Here is a 16,478-nt window from a genome sequence, read left to right on the forward strand (position 1 = left end):
GCTTCTCAGTTACGATATGTTATATCGTAACAATTTGTCACCATTGATAGCAAACTCAGGAGAGAGTAATGACCAGAAAGATCCCCCTGCTGGCCTTGGGACTCGGCATGGCGCTAGCCAGCGCCCAGGCGTTCGCCCACGGCAACCATAGCCATGGGCCGGCGCTAACCGAAGTGGAGCGTCAGGCCAGCGAAGGCATTTTTGCGGATAAAGATGTGCAGGACCGCGCGCTGAGCGACTGGGAGGGCGTCTGGCAGTCGGTGAACCCGTATCTGCTCAACGGCGATCTCGATCCGGTGCTGGAGCAGAAGGCGAAAAAGCCCGGCGGCAAGAGCGTGGAGGAGTATCGCGCCTATTATAAGAAGGGCTACGCCACCGATGTGGAACAGATTGGCATTGAAGATGACGTGATTGAGTTCCACGTCGGCGAGACCGTCAACAGCTGCAAATACCGCTATTCAGGCTACAAAATTCTGCATTACGCCTCCGGTAAGAAGGGCGTACGTTATCTGTTCGAGTGCCAGCAGGGCGATGCCAACGCGCCAAAATATGTCCAGTTCAGCGACCATATCATTGGTCCGCGTAAATCGCAGCATTTCCATATTTTCATGGGCAATGAATCACAGGAAGCGTTGTTGAAAGAGATGGATAACTGGCCGACCTATTATCCGTATGCGCTGCATAAAGAACAGATCGTTGATGAGATGTTGCACCACTAGAACGGGTGAGAAATCCCCCGGCCGGGTGGCCGGGGGAAGACATCGATTAGCCGGTGTTACGCATACCGGCGGCGACGCCGGCGATGGTGACCATCAGCGCTTGTTCAACGCGCGGATCCGGGTCTTTGCCCTCTTCTTCAGCCTGGCGTGAACGGTGCAGCAGTTCCGCCTGCAGGACGTTCAGCGGGTCGGTATAGATATTACGCAGCTGGATAGACTCGGCGATCCACGGCAGGTCAGCCATCAGATGGGAGTCGTTGGCGATGGCCAGCACGACGTTGATATCGGCAGCCAGCAGCTTGCGCAGCTCGGTACCCAGCGCCCACAGCTCCGGTTTCACCAGGCGCTGATCGTAATACTCTGCCAGCCACAGGTCGGCCTTCGAGTAAACCATCTCCAGCATGCCGAGGCGGGTGGAGAAGAACGGCCAGTCGCGACACATCGCTTCCAGTTCACTCTGTTTTCCGCCTTCGACTACCTTCTGCAGCGCAGCGCCAGCGCCCAGCCAGGCCGGAAGCATCAGGCGGTTCTGGGTCCAGGCGAAGATCCACGGAATGGCGCGCAGCGACTCGACGCCGCCGGTCGGGCGACGTTTTGCCGGACGCGAACCCAGCGGCAGTTTGCCCAGCTCCTGCTCCGGAGTGGCGGAGCGGAAGTAAGGCACGAAATCTTTGTTTTCACGCACATAGCCGCGATACATCTTGCACGACACGTCGGACAGCTCGGCCATGATGTCGCGCCACTGCGGTTTGGGTTCCGGCGGCGGCAGCAGGTTGGCTTCGAGGATCGCGCTGGTATAGAGCGACAGGCTGCTGATGGTGACTTCCGGCAGGCCGTACTTAAAGCGGATCATCTCACCCTGCTCGGTAACGCGCAGGCCGCCTTTCAGGCTTCCCGGCGGCTGTGAGAGGAGCGCGGCGTGGGCCGGCGCGCCGCCGCGGCCAATGGAGCCACCGCGACCGTGGAACAGCGTCAGTTCGATCCCGGCTTTCTCACAGGTTTTGATCAACGCATCCTGCGCCTGGTACTGCGCCCAGGAGGCGGCCATCACCCCTGCGTCTTTCGCGGAATCAGAGTAGCCGATCATGACCATCTGTTTGCCCTGGATAAAGCCGCGGTACCAGTCGATATTCAGCAACTGGGTCATGACGTCGTTGGCGTTGTTCAGGTCGTCCAGCGTTTCGAACAGCGGAGCCACCGGCAGGGCGAATCCAATCCCGGCCTCTTTCAGCAGCAGGTGAACCGCCAGCACGTCGGACGGCGTTTTGGCCATCGAGATCACGTAGGCGGCGATCGATCCGCGCGGCGCCTCGGCGATCACTCTGCAGGTGTCGAGAACTTCGCGGGTCTCTTCGCTGGGCTCCCACTGGCGCGGCAGCAGCGGACGTTTGGAATTCAGTTCGCGGATCAGGAAAGCCTGTTTGTCGGCTTCTGACCAGCTTTCGTAATCGCCGATCCCGAGGTAACGGGTCATTTCGCCCAGCGCTTCGGTATGGCGAGTGCTTTCCTGACGGATATCAATACGCACCAGCGGTACGCCGAAAGACTTCACGCGGCGCAGGGTGTCGAGCAGCTCGCCGTTGGCGATAATGCCCATGCCGCAGGCCTGCAGCGATTTATAGCAGGCGTACAGCGGCTCCCACAGCTGCTCGTTCTGCGTGATCAGTCCCGCCGGTTTCGGCAGCTTCTGACCTTTCAGGCGCGCTTCCAGCCAGGCCTGGGTCTCCATCAGCTGAGTGCGCAGTTTTTTCATCAGGTAACGGTACGGTTCCTGAGCGCCCTCGGCGCCGGCCAAGGCACGCAATTCGTCGGTACACTCCACCATCGACAGCTCGGAGATCAGCACCTGCACATCTTTAAGGAACAGATCGGTCGCTTTCCAGCGGCTGAGCAGCAGCACGTGGCGGGTGATATCGGCGGTCACGTTCGGGTTGCCGTCGCGGTCGCCGCCCATCCACGAAGTGAAACGCACCGGGACAAAGTCCACCGGCAGCTGATAGCCGAGGTTGGCTTCCAGCTGTTCGTTCAGCTCGCGCAGGTAGTTAGGCACCCCTTCCCACAGGCTGTTTTCCACCACCGCGAAGCCCCATTTGGCTTCATCGACCGGGGAAGGGCGGTGCTTACGAATTTCATCGGTATGCCAGGACTGGGCGATCAGCTGGCGCAGACGGCGCATCAGCTGGTGGTGCTCGTAGTCCGCGATATCTTTGTTATCCAGCTGCTTGAGGCAGTTGTTCACCTCCACCATTTTATGGATCAGCGTCCGGCGGGTGATCTCGGTCGGGTGGGCGGTTAACACCAGCTCCAGGGACAGAGATTCCACCGCTTTTTTGATGGTCTCTTCGTTGAGATTGGGTTGGTCTTTGAGCTTTCTCAGGGTACGCGCAATGACTTCCGGATTGCTGGCTGCTTCGCCATTCGGCGAAATGCTGTGGTACTGCTCAGCGGTGTTAGCCAGATTCAGGAACTGGCTGAAGGCACGGGCTACCGGCAGCAGTTCGTCGTTAGACAAATTCTGCAGCGTGGTCAGCAGCTCCTGGCGGTTAGCTTCGTTGCCGGCGCGTGAAGATTTGGACAACTTACGGATAGTTTCGACACGATCAAGAATATTTTCTCCCAATGCATCCTTGATGGTATCGCCCAGCACCTTGCCGAGCATACTGACATTACTACGCAATGCGGAATATTGTTCGTTCATGTTACCCCAGACACCCCATCTCATTTTATTTTGTTATATCCGCTGCGCTGGAACGTGAGCAACGGATAAGCAACCCGTCTTTTATAAAGCCACGTAAATACCCCCACGTCAATTACTGCGAAATCGCTTCAGCAAACGAGTAAATACCCGTAATTTGCGAAATTTAACTCAGGGGGCGCTGGATAAGCATCGCTTATGGAAATGTGACGATCGTCACCGTTCCGCCCCGGGAGAACGGGGCGGAAAAAGAGGGCGATTTTAGTGCCAGCAGAAGTGGTGGACCATCTGGCTAATCAGCTCCCGCGTCGGCTTGATAAAGCGCGTCTCCAGAAACTCGTCAGGCTGATGGGCCTGGTTGATCGAGCCCGGGCCGAGAACCAGCGTTGGGCACAGCGTCTGGATAAACGGCGCTTCGGTACAGTAGTTCACCACGTCGGTCTGGGCGCCAAGCAGTTTCTCAACCACCTGCACCAGCTTATGGTCCGGTGGGCACTCATAGCCGGGGATCGGCGGATGCAGCTCCGAGACCGTCAGGCGGCCTGGCCAGCGTTCGCTGACCGGGGCCAGCGCCTCGCCCAGCAGACCATTAAGGTCGTTGAGGGTCATCCCCGGCAGCGGGCGGATGTCCATATGCAGTTCACAGCAGGCGCAGATACGGTTTGAGGCATCGCCGCCATGGATGGCGCCGAGGTTGAGGGTCGGGTAAGGGACCGTGAACGCCTCGAAGTGGTAGCGCTCTTTTAGCAGATCGCGCAGCTGCATAATCCGGCCGATGGCGTCGTGCATCAGCTCGATCGCGTTGACCCCGCGCGCCGGATCGCTGGAGTGGCCGGACTGGCCCTGAATACGGATCGCGTTGGACATATGTCCTTTATGGGCGCGGATTGGCTGCAGGGAGGTGGGCTCGCCGATGATGGCGCAGTCCGGGCGCAGCTGGGTGGTTTCGGCAAAATAGCGCGCGCCAGCCATGCTGGTCTCTTCGTCGGCGGTGGCCAGAATATACAGCGGTTTTTTCAGCGTGGTGACGTCGACATCGCGCAGGGCGTCGAGAATAAAGGCGAAAAAGCCTTTCATATCGGCCGTGCCGAGGCCGTAGAGCTTGTTATCGTGTTCGGTGAGGGTGAACGGGTCGCGCGTCCAGCGGCCATCATCGAACGGCACGGTATCGGTATGCCCGGCGAGCAGCAGGCCGCCGGCGCCGTGTCCGGTGCTGGCCAGCAGATTGAATTTATGGCGCGTATCCGGCACCGGCTGTACCTCGACGTTGAAGCCGAGATCGCGGAACCAGCCGGCCAGCAAATTGATTAAAGACTCATTGCTTTGATCGAGAGCCTCTTCGGTCGCGCTGATGGACGGTGTGGCGATCAACGCGCGGTAGATCTCGATAAAGGGCGGTAAATTGTTTTTCATTGTTGACACACCTTGGGTCGTGATAGTATCAATATTCATGCATTTATTGTGAATAAAAATACAATATCGTTGAGCGTAAGAAAACCCATCGAATGTAAGGAGATGCGCTTCCAATGTTAAATACGCTGATTGTGGGTGCCAGTGGTTATGCCGGCGCAGAGCTGGTGACCTATATCAATCGTCATCCGCATATGAACATAACCGCTTTGACGGTCTCCGCGCAAAGCAATGATGCGGGAAAATTAATTTCCGACCTGCATCCGCAGCTCAAAGGCATTGTCGATATGCCGCTGCAGCCGATGTCCGATATCAGCGAATTCAGCGCTGGCGTGGACGTGGTGTTTCTCGCCACCGCGCACGAAGTGAGTCACGATCTGGCGCCGCAGTTCCTTGCCGCCGGCTGTGTGGTGTTCGATCTCTCCGGTGCCTTCCGCGTTAACGATGGGGCGTTCTACGAAAAATATTATGGTTTCACTCATCAGCATCCCGACCTGCTCAAACAGGCGGTGTATGGTCTGGCGGAGTGGAGCGCGGATGCGCTTAAAGAAGCGCAGTTAATCGCGGTGCCTGGCTGCTACCCAACGGCGGCGCAGCTGTCGCTGAAGCCGCTGATCGATGCCGGTCTGCTGGATCTCAACCAGTGGCCAGTGATCAACGCCACCAGCGGGGTGAGCGGCGCGGGACGCAAAGCCGCGATCGGCAACAGCTTCTGTGAAGTCAGCCTGCAGCCGTACGGCATATTTAACCATCGTCATCAGCCGGAGATTGCCAGCCACCTCGGAGCGAAAGTGATTTTTACCCCGCACCTGGGTAATTTTAAGCGCGGCATCTTGGAAACCATTACCTGCCGTCTGAAGCCGGGCGTCGGCCATGCGCAGATCGCGGCGGTTTACCAGCAGGCTTACGCCGATAAACCGCTGGTACGTTTATATGATAAAGGCGTGCCCGCAGTGAAAAGCGTCGAAGGTCTGCCATTCTGTGATATCGGTTTTGCCGTGCAGGACGATCATCTCATCGTCGTCGCGGCAGAAGATAACCTGCTGAAAGGCGCCGCAGCGCAGGCGGTGCAGTGCGCGAATATTCGTTTCGGCTTCGCTGAGACGCAGTCTCTTATTTAAGGTGTGATGATGAACCCATTAATTATCAAACTCGGCGGCGTATTACTCGATAGCGAAGAAGCGCTGGAGCGTCTGTTTACCGCGCTGGTCAATTACCGTGAAGCGCACCAGCGTCCGCTGATTATCGTCCACGGCGGCGGCTGCGTGGTGGATGAGCTGATGAAGCAGCTCAATCTGCCGGTGCAGAAGAAAAATGGTCTGCGGGTGACGCCGGCTGAGCAAATCGACATCATCACCGGCGCGCTGGCGGGTACCGCCAACAAGACGCTGCTGGCGTGGGCGAAAAAACATGGTATTTCCTCGGTAGGCCTGTTCCTCGGCGATGGCGATAGCGTGAAGGTGACGCAGCTGGATGCTGAGCTGGGCCATGTCGGGCTGGCGCAGCCGGGCTCCCCGACGCTGATCAATACCTTGCTGGCCGGCGGTTACCTGCCGGTGGTGAGCTCTATCGGGGTGACCGACGAGGGCCAGCTGATGAACGTCAACGCTGACCAGGCGGCGACAGCGCTGGCGGCCACCCTGGGGGCGGATCTGATCCTGTTGTCTGACGTTAGCGGTATCCTCGACGGTAAAGGGCAGCGCATTGCCGAGATGACCGCCGAGAAAGCGGAACAGCTGATCGAGCAGGGGATTATCACCGACGGCATGATTGTTAAAGTGAATGCGGCCCTTGACGCCGCACGTGCTCTGGGCCGTCCGGTGGATATCGCCTCCTGGCGTCACGCCGAGCAGCTGCCGGCGTTATTTAACGGCACGCCGATCGGCACACGTATTCTGGCTTAAGATTTCATGCCCGGCGGCGCGTCGTCTGCCGGGCTTACAAGACCGTAGGCCGAGCGGCACAATGCCGCCGGCGGAACTAACGAATAAAGGAAGCATGTTATGGCACTTTGGGGCGGGCGTTTTACACAGGCAGCAGATCAACGGTTCAAACAGTTCAACGACTCGTTGCGCTTCGACTATCGTCTGGCGGAGCAGGATATCGTTGGCTCTGTCGCCTGGTCGAAAGCGCTGGTAACGGTCGGCGTTCTGAGTGCCGCTGAACAGCAGCAGCTGGAAGAAGCGCTGAACGTGCTGCTGGAAGAGGTGCGCGCCAATCCGCAGCAAATCCTCGCCAGCGATGCCGAAGATATTCACAGCTGGGTGGAAGGCAAGCTGATCGATAAAGTGGGCCAGCTGGGCAAGAAACTGCACACCGGGCGCAGCCGTAACGACCAGGTCGCCACCGATCTTAAACTGTGGTGCAAAGATACCGTTGTCGAACTGCTCTCGGCGAACCGCCAGCTGCAGAGCGCGCTGGTGGAGACCGCCCAGCAGAATCAGGACGCGGTGATGCCGGGGTACACCCACCTGCAGCGCGCCCAGCCGGTGACGTTCGCGCACTGGTGTCTGGCCTACGTTGAAATGCTGGCGCGTGACGAAAGCCGTCTGCAGGACGCGCTGAAGCGCCTCGACGTCAGCCCGCTGGGCTGCGGCGCGCTGGCGGGGACGGCGTATGAGATCGACCGCGAGCAGCTGGCCGGCTGGCTGGGCTTTGCCTCCGCCACCCGCAACAGCCTCGACAGCGTGTCCGATCGCGATCATGTGCTGGAGCTGCTTTCCGATGCGGCTATCGGTATGGTGCATCTGTCGCGCTTTGCGGAAGATCTGATTTTCTTTAACTCCGGCGAGGCGAACTTCGTCGAGCTTTCCGACCGCGTGACCTCCGGCTCCTCGCTGATGCCGCAGAAGAAAAACCCGGACGCCCTGGAGCTTATCCGTGGCAAATGCGGTCGCGTGCAGGGCGCGCTGACCGGCATGATGATGACCCTGAAAGGGCTGCCGCTGGCCTACAACAAAGATATGCAGGAAGATAAAGAGGGGCTTTTCGACGCCCTGGATACCTGGCTCGACTGCCTGCATATGGCGACCCTGGTGCTGGATGGCATCCAGGTAAAACGTCCGCGCTGTGCGGAAGCGGCGCAGCAGGGCTATGCCAACGCCACGGAGCTGGCGGATTATCTGGTGGCGAAAGGCGTACCGTTCCGCGAGGCGCACCATATTGTCGGTGAAGCGGTGGTGGAAGCCATTGCGCAAGGGAAACCGCTGGAAGCGCTGGCCCTGGCCGATCTGCAGAAATTCAGCCCGGTGATTGTGGACGATGTTTATCCGATCCTGTCGCTGCAGTCCTGCCTGGATAAACGCGCGGCAAAAGGCGGCGTCTCGCCGCAGCAGGTGGCGCAGGCTATCGGCGAGGCGAAGGCCCGTCTGAGCTAATCCTTAGATATCTGCCCCCCTGACCCGGCCGAGCCCAGCGACGCCGGGTTTTTTATGCAAAAAAAAAAGCGGACGCAAGGTCCGCAAAAGTTCACGTTGGCTTTAGTTGTTCGGGTAGAGAAACAGTGTGACGGGCCAGTGGTTTTCAGAGGTTCACCGTCTTTATGGGTGTATTATTGAACAGAAAACTTGATAGGGATAATCGTTCGTTGCTATGCTATCTATCGCCATGGACTATCGTGGCGATGGAGGATGAATAATGAATATTCGCGATCTTGAATACCTGGTAGCGCTCGCCGAACACCGCCACTTCCGGCGGGCGGCTGACTCATGCCATGTGAGCCAACCGACGCTCAGCGGACAGATCCGCAAGCTGGAGGATGAGCTTGGCGTCATGCTGCTGGAGCGCACCAGCCGTAAGGTTCTGTTTACCCAGGCGGGGCTGTTGCTGGTGGATCAGGCGCGCACCGTTTTACGCGAAGTAAAAGTGCTCAAGGAGATGGCAAGCCAACAAGGGGAAACCATGTCCGGGCCGCTGCATATCGGCCTGATCCCGACAATTGGCCCGTACCTGCTGCCGCACATCATTCCGATGCTGCATCAGACCTTCCCGAAGCTGGAAATGTATCTGCACGAAGCGCAGACCCATCAGCTGCTGGCTCAGCTCGACAGCGGTAAGCTCGACTGCGCCATCCTGGCGCTGGTCAAAGAGAGCGAGGCCTTTATCGAGGTGCCGCTGTTCGATGAGCCGATGATGCTGGCTATCTATGAGGATCATCCGTGGGCAAACCGCGATCGGGTGCCGATGTCGGATCTGGCCGGTGAAAAGCTGCTGATGCTGGAGGATGGGCACTGCCTGCGCGATCAGGCGATGGGCTTCTGCTTTGAAGCGGGGGCGGATGAGGATACCCACTTCCGCGCGACCAGCCTGGAAACGCTGCGCAATATGGTAGCGGCAGGCAGCGGTATTACCCTGCTGCCTGCGCTGGCGGTGCCGCAGGAAAGAAAACGCGATGGCGTGGTCTACCTGCCGTGCATTAAGCCAGAGCCAAGACGCACCATCGGTCTGGTTTACCGTCCGGGCTCACCGCTGCGCAGCCGCTACGAACATCTGGCGGAGGCCATCCGCGGCACGATGGATGGCCATTTCGACAAGGCGTTAAAACAGGCGGTTTAAGCCGTTCAGCGCGGCAACCCGGTACGCTTCCGCCATGGTCGGGTAGTTAAAGGTGGTGTTGACGAAGTACTCAATGGTGTTACCACCACCTTTCTGCTCCATGATTGCCTGGCCGATGTGAATGATTTCGGCTGCGCGTTCGCCAAAGCAGTGAATGCCGAGGATCTCCTTGGTCTCCCGATGGAACAGGATCTTCAGGGTTCCCACGCTCATGCCAACGATTTGCGCCCGCGCCAGGTGTTTAAACTGAGCGCGACCCACCTCATACGGCACTTTCATCGCCGTCAGCTGCTGCTCGGTTTTCCCGACGGAGCTGATTTCCGGAATGGTGTAGATCCCGGTCGGGATATCTTCAATCAGATGCGCTGAGGCTTCGCCTTTCACCAGCGCCTGGGCGGCAATGCGTCCCTGATCGTACGCCGCGGAGGCGAGGCTCGGATAGCCGATGACATCCCCAACCGCATAGATGTGCGGAAGGGCGGTCTGATACATGCTGTTGACCTTCAGCTGACCGCGGCTATCGGTCTGCAGACCGATATTTTCCAGCGCCAGAGTGTCGGTATTGCCGGTGCGGCCGTTGGCGTACAGCAGGCAATCAGCCTTCAGCTTTTTGCCGGACTTCAGGTGCATGATCACCCCGTCATCCACCCCCTCAATTTTCTCATACTCCTCGTTGTGGCGAATGACCACGCCGCTGTTCCAGAAGTGATAAGAGAGCGAATCTGACATCTCCTGATCGAGGAAGGCCAGCAGACGATCGCGGGTGTTGATCAGATCGACCTTCACCTCCATGCCGCGGAAGATCGACGCATATTCACAACCGATTACCCCGGCGCCGTAAATGATCACATGGCGCGGCTCATGCTGCAGGCTGAGAATCGAATCGCTGTCATAGATGCGCGGGTGGTGGAAATCGACATCCGCCGGATGGTAGGGGCGAGAGCCGCAGGCGATAACGAATTTCTCCGCGGTCACCGTCTCAACCGTGCCGTCATGACACTCCAGCGCCAGAGTATGCTCATCAACGAAGTGGGCATTGCCCTGCAGAATTTCACAGTGGTTGCGCTCATAGAATCCCTGGCGCATATGAGTCTGCTGGTTGATGACGCTGTCGGCATGGTTAAGGATGTCGGCGAAAGAAGAGCGAAGAAGGCGGGAGTGGTCGCTGTAGAGGGGGTTTTGGTTAAACTCGATAATACGGCTGACGGCATGGCGGAGGGCTTTCGACGGGATGGTGCCCCAGTGGGTGCAACCGCCGCCGACATTATGGTAGCGCTCGATGACGGCAACGCGTGCTCCCTGTTTCACCAGTCCCATGGCGGCGCCTTCGCCGCCAGGACCGGAACCAATCACTATTGCATCATAATCCCAAGAGTGTGACATGGCATTACTCACCTGTTTTATACATAAAATAAACACGATGATAACATTCGCTGCGCTTTAACCCAATTATCGTTGTGCTTTTTTGCGGCATAAAAGCAGAAACGGCTCGTAAACAATCATTCACAATCCAGGGCAAACCGATTAGTTTTAATCTCTGGTATAGTGCCAGCAGGGCTATTGGAAGGATTCATACATCGTGATGGGCGTAAGAGCACAACAAAAAGAAAAAACCCGCCGTTCGCTGGTGGAAGCGGCATTCAGCCAACTTAGCGCTGAGCGGAGTTTCGCCAGCCTGAGCTTGCGTGAAGTGGCGCGGGAAGCAGGGATCGCGCCGACGTCCTTTTATCGTCATTTTCGCGATGTCGATGAGTTAGGCCTGACGATGGTCGATGAGAGCGGACTGATGCTGCGCCAGCTGATGCGCCAGGCGCGCCAGCGGATTGCCAAAGGCGGCAGCGTGATCCGCACCTCGGTCTCGACCTTTATGGAGTTTATCGGTAACAACCCGAACGCCTTCCGCCTGCTGCTGCGCGAGCGCTCGGGAACTTCTGCGGCGTTTCGCGCCGCCGTCGCACGCGAGATCCAGCACTTTATTGCTGAACTCGCCGACTATTTAGAACTCGAAAACCATATGCCGCGCGCCTTTACCGAAGCGCAGGCTGAAGCTATGGTCACCATCGTTTTTAGCGCTGGCGCGGAAGCGCTGGATGTCGGCCCTGAACAGCGCCGACAGCTGGAAGAACGGTTGGTACTGCAGCTCAGAATGATCTCGAAAGGCGCGTATTACTGGTATCGCCGTGAACAAGAAAAAATGTCACATCATTCCGAATAACGTGAAGGACGAGCAATGAAACACTCAGTTCAAGATAAAGGTACGCTGCTGCTGGCGCTGATTGCCGGGTTATCTATTAATGGCGCCTTTGCGGCGCTGTTCAGTTCGATAGTTCCGTTTTCCGTCTTCCCCATCTTATCCCTGCTGCTGACGGTCTACTGTCTGCACCAGCGCTATCAGAATCGCAGTATGCCCGTCGGGCTACCGGGCCTCGCCGCCGCCTTTTTTATTCTCGGGGTGCTGTTGTACAGCACCGTCGTGCGTGCGGAGTACCCTGATATCGGCTCTAACTTCTTCCCGGCCGTTCTGTCCGTCGCGATGGTCTTCTGGATCGGCTACAAGATGCGTAACCGCAAAAATACGGCAGCCGAATAAGCCGCCAGTGATAAAAAACCGGCAATATGACGTTGCCGGTTTTTTTTGGCCTATTTCCGGGTCAACAGCACGCCGCATTCCATGTGATGGGTATACGGGAACTGGTCGAACAGCGCCAGCCGGGTAACATTATGCGTCTGGCTTAGCGTTTCCAGATTGCGGCACAGCGTTTCCGGGTTGCACGAAATGTACAGAATGCGCGGATAGGCCTGCACCATTTTTTCCGTTTCACTGTCCAGCCCGCTACGCGGCGGATCGACGAAAATGGTCTCGCACTGATAGCTTTGCAGATCGATACCCTGCAGCCGGTTAAACTCACGCACGCCGTTCATCGCCTGAGTAAACTCTTCAGCCGCCATGCGGATAATCTGCACGTTGTCGATATGGTTGGCGGCGATGTTGTACTGCGCCGCCGCCACCGACGGTTTGGCGATTTCGGTGGCCAGGACGCGATCGAAATTACGCGCCAGCGCCAGCGAGAAGTTACCGTTGCCGCAGTACAATTCCAGCAGGTCGCCGGTCGCTCCTTTGGTGACATCCAGCGCCCACTCCAGCATTTGAATGTTCATTGCCGCGTTCGGTTGGGTAAAGCTGTTTTCCACCTGACGGTAGATCATCTCCCGACCGCCAACCGGCAGACGTTCATCTATATAATCCTGATCGAGCTCGATTTTAGTTTTGGTCGCCCGACCAATCAGATGCACATTGAGCCCCTGGGCTCGCAGGGCGTCACGCAGCGCCTCCGCTTGCTCACGCCAGGCATCATCGAGTTTTTTATGATACAGCAGCGAGACGACCGCCTGATTGCTGAGGGTGGTCAGATAGTCAATCTGGAACAGCTTATGGCGCAGCACGGGATTGTTGCGTACGCCCTCCAGCATGGCGGTCATCAGCTGATTGATGAGCGCGCTGGCGGCCGGGAAGCTGTCAACGCGAATCCGCGACCGGGTCTGCTGATCGAAAATTATATGGTACAGGTCGTCGCCATCGTGCCACAGACGGAACTCGGCGCGCATACGGTAGTGGCTGACCGGCGAACGAAACACTTCCGGAACCGGCGCGGCAAAAGGCGCCATCATGGTTTGCAAACGGACGACTTTTTCTGCCAGTTGCGCTTCGTATTGTTCGGTAGGAAGGTGTTCGGGGGTCATGATGTATCCTGAATAAAATAAGTACGCGGGGATTGTAGGGAAAGCGCCGGGGATGTCCAGCCTCGAATGCCGCGGGAAATATAATTAGCAGTCTGGACATCTATATGATTCTGATTGTAGCATTCGCCTACCGGTCCTGTGAGTTAAAAGGGAACCCAGTGGAAATCTGGGGCTGACGCGCAGCGGTAAGGAAGGTGAGAAATGAGCGCACTCGGTGCAGACACTGCGGTTAGCCGTGGGAAGTCATTATTTCTTGAAACAGCCTCCAAGCCCGAAGACCTGCCGGAATACGTCGCACTGGGTTTTATCGTCGCGAGCAACTGATAAAACCTGCGGCATCCTTTTTCTGTTTCGGATGCTTTTACAATGATTAAAAAAGCTTCGCTGATGACGGCCTTATCCGTCACGGCATTTTCCGGCTGGGCGCAGGATAGCAATTCAGATACGTTGGTGGTGACAGCAAACCGTTTTCAACAGCCGGTCAATACCGTGCTGGCGCCGACCGATATAGTGACGCGCGATGACATCGACCGCTGGCAGTCCAAAGATTTAAACGATGTCATGCGTCGTCTTCCCGGGGTCGATATTGCCCGCAACGGCGGCATGGGGCAGAGCGCTTCGCTGTATGTTCGGGGGACGGAGGCTCGCCACGTGCTGGTGCTGATCGACGGTGTGCCGATGGCGCGTCCGGGGATCTCCAATGGCGTGGATATCAGTCAGATCCCTATCTCTCTGGTCCAGCGGGTGGAATATATCCGCGGCCCGCGCTCCGCGGTGTATGGCTCCGGAGCGATCGGCGGGGTGGTGAACATTATCACCATGACCGACGCTGAGCGTTCGCAGATCAACGCCGGCGCGGGAACGAACGGCTATCAGTCCTATGATGGCGCCTTCAACAAGCGGTTTGGCGATACGCTGGTTACCGCTGCCGGCGCCTATCAGACCACCAAAGGGTTTAACGTCCAGCCGAACTCCTCTTATAGCGGCGACAGCGATCGCGACGGCTACCGCAATAAAATGCTGTGGGGCGGGGTACAGCATCAGTTCGATGATAACTTCTCGGGATTCTTCCGCGGCTATGGTTATTCCGCCAATGCTGACTATGACCAGGGTAACTGGGGCTACGCAGGTGGAAACGATGAAGATCAGTCCTATACCCAATCCTGGGATACCGGTCTGCACTACCACTCCGGAATTTACTCCTCCCAGCTGATTGCGAACTATCAGCGTATTAAAGATTACAACTACAGCAGCGACGCTGGCCGCTATGCCGCGGGCACCACCCTGGATGATATGGAACAGCGCTATATCCAGTGGGGAAATAATGTTGTGGTGGGCCATGGCGCGGTGAGCGGCGGCGTAGACTGGAAACAGGAGAAGCTGAAATCCAGCGGAACGACCAATACCGACGTGTATAAGCGCGATACCACCGGTCTTTATCTGACGGGCCAGCAGCAGATTGACAGCGTGACGCTGGAAGCTTCCGGCCGTGAGGATCATGACGAGCAGTTTGGCTGGCACGGTACCTGGCAGACGGCGGCAGGCTGGGAATTTATCGACGGTTATCGGACAACGCTCTCGTACGGCACAGGATTCCTCGCCCCCTCCCTCGGGCAGCAGTACGGCGCAGAACGCTTTGGCATCGCCTCTAACCCGAACCTGAAGCCAGAGGAGTCGAAGCAATGGGAAGCGGGCCTTGAAGGGTTAACGGGGCCGGTCGACTGGCGTCTCTCCGCGTATCGCTATGAGATTCAAAACCTCATCGATTACGACAACAACGCCTATTACAACGTCAAGTCGGCGACGATCAAGGGGCTGGAGTGGACGGGAAATGTCACCACAGGGCCGGTGGAGCACCATCTGACGCTGCAGTATGTTGACCCTCGCGATGATGAAACTAACAAGATCCTCTATCGCCGGGCGAAGCAGCAGGTGAAATACGAGCTGAACGGCCAGGTCTACGATCTGGGGTGGGAAGTGACGTATCACTACATCGGCAAGCGCTACGATTATGATTACGACAATTCGCGTACCGTCAATATGGGTGGGTTGAGCCTCTGGGATGTCGGTTTATCGTATCCCGTCACCTCACACCTGACAGTTCGTGGTAAAATAGCCAACCTGTTCGATAAAGATTACGAGACAGTTTATGGCTACCAATCTGCAGGACGGGAATACACCTTGTCTGGCAGCTACACCTTCTGATCCACGTCCCACCGTGCTGGTGTTTGATTCCGGCGTCGGTGGGTTGTCGGTTTATAATGAGATTCGGCAGCTGCTGCCGAATCTGCATTACATCTATGCTTTCGATAACGTTGCCTTCCCCTATGGCGAGAAGAGCGAGGAGTTTATCGTTGAGCGCGTTGTGGAAATCGTCACCGCTGTCCAGCAGCGTTATCCCCTGGCGCTGGCGGTGATCGCCTGCAATACCGCCAGTACCGTCTCCCTGCCTGCCCTGCGTGAAAAGTTCGCCTTCCCCGTTGTTGGCGTGGTGCCGGCGATCAAGCCCGCCGCCCGCTTAACGGCGAACGGCATTGTTGGTCTGCTGGCGACGCGCGGTACCGTAAAGCGTCCTTATACCCGTGAGCTGATCGACCGCTTTGCCAATGAATGTCGGATTGAGATGCTGGGGTCGGCGGAGCTGGTGGAGCTGGCGGAAGCGAAGCTGCACGGCGAGCCTGTGCCGTTAGAAGAGCTGCGCCGTATCCTGCGCCCGTGGCTGCGGATGCAGGAGCCGCCGGATACGGTGGTGCTGGGCTGCACCCATTTTCCTCTTTTACAGGAGGAGCTGCAGCGCGTTCTGCCGGAAGGCACGCGGCTGATTGATTCCGGCGCGGCGATTGCCCGTCGCACCGCCTGGCTGTTAGAGCATGAAGCGCCGGATGCGAAGTCCAGCGACGAGAATAAAGCATTCTGCATGGCGTTGACGGCAGAAACGGAACAACTTTTACCCGTTTTGCATCGCTATGGCTTCTCGACGCTGGAAAAATTACCGCTTTAACGGCGTTTTGCACAAAAAAGAGACGGTTGAATAATTTTTTGAAAACAGGGCTTGTCAACGTCTCAGAACTCCCTATAATGCGCCTCCACTGACACGGAACAACGGCAAGCGAGCCGCCGGGTCAGCAAGGTTTCGGCGATGAAGTTCAGCGCTGAAAACCGACAGAGAAAAGCAAAATAAGGGCTTGACTCTGAATGAGGAAAACGTATTATACGGGACCTCGCAACGGTGAGCTGAAAGCCGCGTTGCAACTGCTCTTTAACAATTTATCAGACAATCTGTGTGGGCACTCAAAGTGACATGGATTCTTAATGTCTTCGGACAATAAATGAATACCAAGTCTCAAGAGTGAACACGT

The 16,478-nt window shown here is 57.3% G+C and carries 13 protein-coding genes and 1 riboswitch; of the genes, 9 read left to right on the forward strand and 4 right to left on the reverse strand.

Annotated features, from left to right (window positions below; genetic code table 11):
- Window positions 1-68: 68 nt before the first annotated feature.
- Window positions 69-719 (forward strand): metal-binding protein ZinT, encoded by a 651-nt coding sequence (gene zinT, locus ACQUTI_RS23170; protein WP_004203686.1) that lies wholly within the window; start codon window positions 69-71, stop codon window positions 717-719.
- A gap of 46 nt (window positions 720-765) precedes the next feature.
- Here the strand turns inward: zinT and ppc are convergent, their stop codons facing one another.
- Window positions 766-3,417 (reverse strand): phosphoenolpyruvate carboxylase, encoded by a 2,652-nt coding sequence (ppc, locus tag ACQUTI_RS23175; protein WP_017899812.1) that lies wholly within the window; start codon window positions 3,415-3,417, stop codon window positions 766-768.
- A 258-nt stretch (window positions 3,418-3,675) separates the two neighbouring features.
- Complete coding sequence (gene argE, locus ACQUTI_RS23180; protein ID WP_122542743.1) at window positions 3,676-4,827, reverse strand: acetylornithine deacetylase; 1,152 nt, start codon at window positions 4,825-4,827, stop codon at window positions 3,676-3,678.
- Between the two features lie 113 nt (window positions 4,828-4,940).
- Between argE and argC the strand changes: the two genes are divergently transcribed.
- The 4 genes from argC (at window position 4,941) to oxyR (ending at window position 9,378) form a co-directional block, all read left to right on the forward strand.
- On the forward strand, window positions 4,941-5,945 hold the full coding sequence (gene argC, locus ACQUTI_RS23185; RefSeq protein ID WP_004203689.1) for an N-acetyl-gamma-glutamyl-phosphate reductase: 1,005 nt from the start codon (window positions 4,941-4,943) through the stop codon (window positions 5,943-5,945).
- 6 nt (window positions 5,946-5,951) lie between these two features.
- The gene (gene argB / locus ACQUTI_RS23190; RefSeq protein WP_015959218.1) at window positions 5,952-6,728 is read left to right on the forward strand and encodes an acetylglutamate kinase; all 777 of its coding nucleotides are present in this window, start codon (window positions 5,952-5,954) and stop codon (window positions 6,726-6,728) included.
- Between the two features lie 99 nt (window positions 6,729-6,827).
- The gene (argH, locus tag ACQUTI_RS23195) at window positions 6,828-8,201 is read left to right on the forward strand and encodes an argininosuccinate lyase (protein WP_064187991.1); all 1,374 of its coding nucleotides are present in this window, start codon (window positions 6,828-6,830) and stop codon (window positions 8,199-8,201) included.
- 259 nt (window positions 8,202-8,460) lie between these two features.
- Window positions 8,461-9,378, forward strand: coding sequence for a DNA-binding transcriptional regulator OxyR (gene oxyR, locus ACQUTI_RS23200; RefSeq protein WP_002883015.1), 918 nt, complete (start codon window positions 8,461-8,463; stop codon window positions 9,376-9,378).
- On the opposite strand, the gene sthA is transcribed toward oxyR, so the two are convergent.
- Window positions 9,361-10,761, reverse strand: coding sequence for a Si-specific NAD(P)(+) transhydrogenase (gene sthA, locus ACQUTI_RS23205; RefSeq protein WP_002883016.1), 1,401 nt, complete (start codon window positions 10,759-10,761; stop codon window positions 9,361-9,363). The two genes, oxyR and sthA, sit on opposite strands and share 18 nt — an antisense overlap.
- A 196-nt stretch (window positions 10,762-10,957) precedes the next feature.
- On the opposite strand from sthA, the gene fabR reads away from it, so the two are divergent.
- Window positions 10,958-11,593, forward strand: coding sequence for an HTH-type transcriptional repressor FabR (fabR, locus tag ACQUTI_RS23210; RefSeq protein ID WP_004151856.1), 636 nt, complete (start codon window positions 10,958-10,960; stop codon window positions 11,591-11,593).
- Between the two features lie 15 nt (window positions 11,594-11,608).
- The gene (locus ACQUTI_RS23215; RefSeq protein ID WP_004203691.1) at window positions 11,609-11,968 is read left to right on the forward strand and encodes a YijD family membrane protein; all 360 of its coding nucleotides are present in this window, start codon (window positions 11,609-11,611) and stop codon (window positions 11,966-11,968) included.
- A gap of 50 nt (window positions 11,969-12,018) precedes the next feature.
- On the opposite strand, the gene trmA is transcribed toward ACQUTI_RS23215, so the two are convergent.
- Window positions 12,019-13,119, reverse strand: a complete 1,101-nt coding sequence (gene trmA / locus ACQUTI_RS23220; protein WP_004203692.1) for a tRNA (uridine(54)-C5)-methyltransferase TrmA — start codon at window positions 13,117-13,119, stop codon at window positions 12,019-12,021.
- Between the two features lie 114 nt (window positions 13,120-13,233).
- A riboswitch (cobalamin riboswitch) is annotated at window positions 13,234-13,420 on the forward strand.
- Window positions 13,421-13,485: 65 nt separating this feature from the next.
- On the opposite strand from trmA, the gene btuB reads away from it, so the two are divergent.
- The gene (btuB, locus tag ACQUTI_RS23225) at window positions 13,486-15,324 is read left to right on the forward strand and encodes a TonB-dependent vitamin B12 receptor BtuB (RefSeq protein ID WP_122542741.1); all 1,839 of its coding nucleotides are present in this window, start codon (window positions 13,486-13,488) and stop codon (window positions 15,322-15,324) included.
- Entirely contained in the window at window positions 15,269-16,120 is an 852-nt protein-coding gene (murI, locus tag ACQUTI_RS23230; RefSeq protein WP_023291541.1) for a glutamate racemase, read from the forward strand. Before btuB ends, murI begins: the two co-directional genes overlap by 56 nt.
- Window positions 16,121-16,478: the final 358 nt, after the last annotated feature.

Origin of the sequence: Klebsiella sp. 7-CIP_Kleb., assembly GCF_050378655.1 — a bacterium.
Lineage (GTDB): Bacteria > Pseudomonadota > Gammaproteobacteria > Enterobacterales > Enterobacteriaceae > Klebsiella > Klebsiella quasipneumoniae.